Source organism: Nocardia sp. NPDC051570 (genome assembly GCF_044454005.1).
Lineage (GTDB): Bacteria > Actinomycetota > Actinomycetes > Mycobacteriales > Mycobacteriaceae > Nocardia.
This window is the reverse complement of record NZ_JBITDI010000021.1, coordinates 64,791-71,356: the sequence shown is the minus strand read 5'-3', so window position 1 is coordinate 71,356 and position 6,566 is coordinate 64,791. Positions and strand designations below refer to the sequence as shown.

The following is a 6,566-nucleotide window of genomic DNA, read 5'->3' as shown; positions in this document are numbered from 1 at the left end:
CCGCGCACCCCCCCCCCCGCCCCCCGCCCCCCCCCCCCCCCCCCCCCCCCGAGACTCAGGGCCGCGAACCCCGCCGGAGCGAAGCGCAGGCCAATATCACGGCACGTAGCGGCGCAATCGTCTGGCCGCGAATTCGCGGAAGTAGGCGACCTTTTCGGCCGGGACGATCGACGGGAGCAGGAAGTACCACATGCGTTCCATGCGGACGGCCATCTGATCGATGGAATCCGTGCCGACGGCGGTGATGTGCACGCCGGCGGTCAGCTCCTGCAGCAGCAGGCCGATGGTCTCCGGGTCCAGCTCGGGTTCGAGGTCGCCCTGGGCTATCGCGCGCTCGGCCAGCAGTCGGTGCGTCTCGCCCCAGGTCTTGGCGATGTTCTCGCCCGTCGCGCCGCGGTAGTCGCCGATCTGATGGGTCAGCTTCAACATGGCGCCGACCATCGGATCGTTCATCGTGAGATCGGCCACCACGTAGGTGATCCCGATGCACGCCTCGAGGGCGGGCACCCGCGGATCGAAGAATCCCTGGCAGGCGCTGACCAATCGCTCGTTGCCCTGATCGACCACGGCGCGCGCCAGCTCCTCCTTGGAGCCGAAGTGAAAGTACAAGGCGCCCTTGGTCACATTGGACTGCGCGATGATCTCGCTCAGGCTCGCGTTCGCGTACCCCAGTCGAAGAAAGACATCGGCCGCGCCCGCGAGTACAGAATCACGCGTAATCTCCGCACGCGCTTGCCTAGCCATCAGATCCGCCTGTCATCAAACCAGCCATCCTGAAGTAGACCGACATCCCGAAGTTGACCGACATCACAGCTCGAACAGCACTCGAAGGATGGGTGAACCGTACCACCCGACCGGCCCTTGCCAGTGGAATCGAGCATTCAGACCAGCCTCCATAGCTAGTTTTGGGTTAACCGTCCAGTTCCGCCCCCATTACACCCAGCTCGGTGCGCGCTCCCCCTCAGGTGCCCGCACCGTGTGGCCATTGCGAGGCCAGTTGCGGGTCGGCCTCGAGGTGGGTCAGGCCGTTCCAGCACAGGTTGACCAGGTGCGCGGCGACCACCTCCTTGGAGGGCTGCCGCACGTCGAGCCACCACGTCGCGGCCGTCGCCACCATTCCGACCAGCGCCTGCGCGTACAGGGTGGCGAGGCTGGTGTCGAAGTCGCGGCGTTCGAAATCACCGGCCAGGATGTGCGCCACCTGATTGACCGCCTCGTTGAGCAGGCTCGAATAGGTGCCCTCCGCGGCCGACACCGGTTGGTCGCGCATGAGGATCCGGAATCCGTCGGTGCGCTCCTCCATATAGGTCAGCAACGCCAGTGCCACCTGTTCCAGGCGTACCCGCGAGCGATTGCGGGTGAGCGAGGCGGTGATCATATCGAGCAGCGTGGACATCTCCCGGTCCACGACGACCGCGTAGAGCCCCTCCTTACCGCCGAAGTGTTCGTACACAACGGGTTTGGAGACCTGCGCCCGCTGGGCGATCTCCTCTATGGAGGTGGCGTCGTAACCACGCTCGGCGAACAGCGCCCGCCCGATCTCGATCAGCTGCTGACGCCGCTGTGTTCCGGTCATACGTGGCCGCGCCGACCGGCTCACCTCTCCCGACGTCATCGATGCTCGCCTCCCTGCGCTTCCCGTACGGCTGTCCTACTTAACTCTCCCAGATATCCCACCGCCCACCGCCGGTGCCCCGACAAGCCCCATTGAAGGCTCCGCCGAAGCGTGCCAACGCTACAACTGATTTCGCACGTACATGGGTAACTCATCGGGCACGCCCAAACGCGACCACACACTCTCGCAGGACCTGCGACCAACCCGAGCGGCACCCAACTGGTATGGCCAGAAACGCGGAGAGGCGGGCGAGCACCCCGGCGCTCGACGTTTCGGCGCGGGCATGCGAGGATCATTCCCGCGTGCCGTGGGGCAACGGCGGATCCGATCGGTCCGCCGGTGTGACAATCCGCCGTAGTGTAATGGCAGCACCACTGATTTTGGTTCAGTTAGTCCAGGTTCGAGTCCTGGCGGCGGAGCTCGGGGGCGCAGGCGTATATCGTTGGCCCGCGCCCGACCAGCCCGACTACGACAGCCCAGCAGCACGATGACAGGCAGCCGAGGGAGATCCATGCCACAGCAGACCGCCGTCGTCGTTCTCGCCGCCGGCGCCGGAACCCGAATGCGGTCCAAGACCCCCAAGGTGTTGCATTCACTCGCCGGCCGCAGCATGCTCGCGCACGCCCTGCATGCGGCGAACGAGATCGACCCCGCCTACCTCATCACGGTCATCGGTCACGATCGGGAGCAGGTCGGCGCGGCAATGAATTCCGTTGCGGCGGAATTGAATCGCGAGATCATCGCGGCTGTGCAGGAGGAACAGCTCGGCACCGGGCACGCCGTGCAGTGCGCCCTGTCGGCGCTGCCGGACGATTTCACCGGCGATCTGCTCGTCACCTCGGCCGACGTCCCGCTGCTCGACGGGCACACACTCTCGGCGCTGCTCTCGGATCACCGCAGCTATCCCGAACGGTCCGCGGTGACGGTTCTGACCTTCGTGCCCGACGACGCCAACGGTTACGGCCGCATCGTGCGCGACGCCGACGGACGCATGCTCGAGATCGTCGAACATGCCGATGCCACGCCGGAACAGGCCGCGATCTCCGAAGTCAATTCCGGCGTCTACGTTTTCGACGTCACCGTGCTGCGCACCATGGTCGGTCGCTTGACCACCGCCAATGCGCAGCACGAGCTGTATCTGACCGATGTGCTGAAACTGGCGCGCGAGGCGGGCAATCCGGTGCACGGCGCGCGGTTGGTCGACGCCAACAAGGTGACCGGCGTCAACGACCGGGTGCAGATGGCCTCGGCCGCGCGCACCCTCAATCGCTATATCCTCGAACGCCATATGCGCGCGGGTGTGACGGTCATCGATCCGGCCTCGACCTGGATCGACGCCGAGGTGCGGATCGGCCGCGACGTGGTGCTGCGCCCGGGCGTGCAACTGCTCGGCGCGACGGTCGTCGGCGAGGATGCGGAGGTCGGCCCCGACAGCACGCTGACCGATGTGGTGATCGGCGACGGCGCGCGCGTGGTGCGCACGCACGGCGAGGGCGCGACCATCGGGCCCGGCGCGACCATCGGCCCGTTCGCGTACCTACGGCCGGGCACCATCGTGGGCGATTCGGGCAAGCTCGGAGCATTCGTCGAATCCAAGAACGCGACCATCGGCGCGCACTCCAAGGTGCCACATCTGACCTACGTCGGCGACGCGACGATCGGCGAGTACACCAACATCGGCGCGTCCAGCGTGTTCGTCAACTACGACGGCGTGCACAAGCACCACACGGTCATCGGATCGCATGTGCGTACCGGCAGCGACAACATGTTCGTCGCACCGGTCACCGTGGGTGATGGCGCCTATACGGGGGCGGGTACTGTGCTGCGTAGAAATGTTCCGCCGGGGGCGCTTGCCGTGTCGGGTGGAGCACAGCGCAATATTGATGGCTGGGTGCAGCGGAACCGACCCGGAACTGCTGCGGCGCAGGCGGCGGAGGCGATCGCGGCCACCGACAGGGCGAGTCAGGCAACCGAGCAAAAGGATGGCAACAGAGAGTGACCGCGTTCTCGACCGACAACCAGAAGAACTTGATGCTGTTCTCGGGGCGCGCTCATCCCGAGTTGGCCGAACAGGTCGCGAAGGAGCTCGACGTCTCCATCACTCCACAAACCGCGCGCGACTTCGCCAACGGCGAGATCTTCGTGCGGTTCGAGGAGTCGGTGCGCGGCTCGGACGCCTTTGTGCTGCAGAGTTTCCCGGCGCCGCTCAACGAGTGGCTGATGGAACACCTCATCATGATCGACGCGCTCAAGCGCGGATCCGCCAAGCGGATCACCTCGGTGCTGCCGTTCTATCCGTATGCCCGCCAGGACAAGAAGCATCGCGGCCGCGAGCCCATCTCGGCCCGCCTGGTCGCCGATCTGCTCAAGACCGCGGGCGCGGACCGGATCATCACCGTCGATCTGCACACCGATCAGATCCAGGGCTTCTTCGACGGCCCGGTCGATCACATGCATGCGCTGATACAGCTGTCGGAGTACGTGCGTCAGCACTACACCCTCGACAACATCACGGTCGTCTCGCCGGACGCGGGCCGCGTGAAGGTCGCCGAGAAGTGGGCCGATTCGCTCGGCGGCGCGCCGGTGGCGTTCATCCACAAGACCCGCGACCCGCTGGTGCCCAACCAGGTCAAATCGCATCGTCCGGTCGGTGACGTCGACGGCCGCACCTGCATCCTGATCGACGACATGATCGACACCGGTGGCACCATCGCCGAGGCCGTGCGCGTGCTGCGCGAGGCCGGCGCGATCGACGTGGTCATCGCCGCCACCCACGGCGTGCTCTCCTCTCCCGCCGCCGAGCGCCTGTCGGCGTGCGGCGCCAAGGAGGTCATCGTCACCAATACGCTGCCGATCACCGAGGACAAGAAGTTCCCGACGCTGACGGTCCTGTCGATCGCGCCACTGCTGGCCCGCACGATCCGCGAGGTCTTCGAGAACGGCTCGGTAACCGGCCTGTTCAACGGCTCCGCCTAGGCGGCAACGGGCTCCAGCCGCGCCGACAACCACCGACAGAAACAGTCGAAGGGTGACATCCACGCAGCGGTGCCACCCTTCGACTCACTTCGACACCGGCCCTAACGCGGTGTCAGTTCTTCGTTTCTGGTGGTGCCGTTCTCACTGATGGTGACCTGGACCGCCGTATCGTCCTTGTCCCATTTCTCGTAGTCGAATGTCGCGGTACCACCGGCGGCCATCGCGAGGCCGTCGTGGGTGAGTTTCTGCTCCCCATTCTTGCCGTCGCGGCGCATTTCGATGTCCACGGACTCCGTCTTGCCCGACTTGCTCGCGTCGACGGTATAGATCTCGTCGTTGGCGGGAAGTGACACGGTGATCGAGCCTCCCGCACCGACAGCCGCATCCTTCGCGATGAAGGTGTATCCGTCGGTCTCGTAGTCCTCACCGATCTCGATGGTCGGCGCCTGCTCATCGGTCGAGGCGTAGGTCACCGAGGTGCCATCGGCGGACACGTCGATTGTCGACTTCGATTGCGGCCCTAGATTGATTCCGCTCACCGCGATCTCGGACGCGCTGTTGATAATGGTCACCTCGGTCGGATCGGCCTTCTCGAGCCCGGCACCGTCGACGGTGATAGTCATATGGGTGCCTGCGGGCACCTGAATATCGGGTGCGATGCGGTAGGCGGAGTCGTCCGCCATGGTGTCGACGAACTCGGCACCCGGAATGTCGTTGACCCGCTTGTCACCCGAGAAACCGGTGCTCCGCCCCTGATCGTCGGTCAGCATCAGATTCCCGTGGTTGATCAGATCGCCCTGGAGAGAAACGGTCACCGGCGCAGCGCCGGCGGGAGCGGCGTTGACTCCCCGGACGTAACGACCGGCGTAGGGGAACTGCTGCTGGCCCTGAGCGGGGCTGAGAGGAGCCAGCTGCAGCGTGCCCGTCGTCGCATCGCCCTCGTACGGTGCGCTCGGGCGGGTCGGATCGGACGCCGTCTCATAGGTCCAGGAGTTCTTCGCGGTGTTGACAACCATCTGCCGGATCTCGCCCCGATAGTTGTTGTCATAGACCATGATGGCAATCATGCGGTCACCGTCGACCACGCCCCTGTCTTCGAGGGCGAACGGGGTGATCGCGTGGCCAGCGGTGAGGTTCCGCTTGGCGAACATGAGCGTATACGACTCCGTGGCACCGGGTTTCAAGGAATTCGCCAGATAGTTGATGATCTGATTCGGGCTGCCGTACTTCTTACCATCCGTCACGGGCTTCAAGAACTGCCCGACCATCTGCCTGGCGATCATCTCCTGCAGCGATGGATTTTCGAATCGGAGATCCCAGGTCGTGTTGGCGCCTTTCTGGAAATCACTCGGCAGGAGCCGCTTGCGGTACATCAGCAGGCTGGTCGCCGACATGCCGTAGCAATGCCCTCCGGCCATGTCCCGGTTCTGCTTCGTCATCCACCGTTGAGCCTGTGGGCTGAGGGTACACGTGCCACCACTGGCGTAGCCGCACACCGTGTTTCCGAATATCTGATACATGGATTGCAGTGTCAGGTTGACCGGATTTCCTGAAGTGGCATAGTTCTCGAAGCTGAAGCCGTCCGGGCGGGGCCGGAGACCGGAATCGGCAATGACCTGCCCGGTCGGTTCGTAATCCGTTGCCTCGACATTCCTCGCGTTCGATACCGCCGGATCGGCATTGACGACACCTGTGCAGATCCCAGTGGCAGCGGTTGTCAGCAGAACCGTGACCGCCGCGAATCTCGTTAATCGCACTCCAACCTCCATAGCTGATGAGCGTCGATAGTGGAACCGACGCACTGCGGACTCTCCGGTGCGACCTATCTGCTCGAATCACTGATACGGACGTATGCGAAAAACGGGACACACGGATCATGGACTACGAGCCATCGTGAATACGGCGAACACGCGATAGCCGCCGCTTCCTGCGCGTGTCGGCCCGGCTGGGAGCCTGCGCCACGCAGCCGAGTGAG

5 protein-coding genes and 1 tRNA gene are annotated in these 6,566 nt (G+C 64.7%); 3 read left to right on the top strand and 3 right to left on the bottom strand.

What is annotated here, in order from left to right:
* Positions 1-96: 96 nt before the first annotated feature.
* On the bottom strand, positions 97-744 hold the full coding sequence (locus ACIA76_RS37010) for a TetR family transcriptional regulator (protein WP_397158988.1): 648 nt from the start codon (positions 742-744) through the stop codon (positions 97-99).
* A gap of 217 nt (positions 745-961) precedes the next feature.
* Positions 962-1,576, bottom strand: a complete 615-nt coding sequence (locus tag ACIA76_RS37005) for a TetR/AcrR family transcriptional regulator (RefSeq protein ID WP_397159095.1) — start codon at positions 1,574-1,576, stop codon at positions 962-964.
* 387 nt (positions 1,577-1,963) lie between these two features.
* Between ACIA76_RS37005 and ACIA76_RS37000 the strand changes: the two genes are divergently transcribed.
* From ACIA76_RS37000 to ACIA76_RS36990, 3 genes are all read left to right on the top strand, one after another.
* Positions 1,964-2,034 (top strand) — tRNA-Gln (locus ACIA76_RS37000).
* A 92-nt stretch (positions 2,035-2,126) separates the two neighbouring features.
* Entirely contained in the window at positions 2,127-3,614 is a 1,488-nt protein-coding gene (gene glmU, locus ACIA76_RS36995) for a bifunctional UDP-N-acetylglucosamine diphosphorylase/glucosamine-1-phosphate N-acetyltransferase GlmU (RefSeq protein ID WP_397158986.1), read from the top strand.
* On the top strand, positions 3,611-4,591 hold the full coding sequence (locus ACIA76_RS36990) for a ribose-phosphate diphosphokinase (protein WP_397158984.1): 981 nt from the start codon (positions 3,611-3,613) through the stop codon (positions 4,589-4,591). The genes glmU and ACIA76_RS36990 overlap by 4 nt, the downstream gene beginning before the upstream one ends.
* A gap of 101 nt (positions 4,592-4,692) precedes the next feature.
* Here ACIA76_RS36990 and ACIA76_RS36985 read toward each other — a convergent pair whose 3' ends face one another.
* Positions 4,693-6,360, bottom strand: coding sequence for a hypothetical protein (locus ACIA76_RS36985; RefSeq protein WP_397158983.1), 1,668 nt, complete (start codon positions 6,358-6,360; stop codon positions 4,693-4,695).
* Positions 6,361-6,566 lie beyond the last annotated feature (206 nt).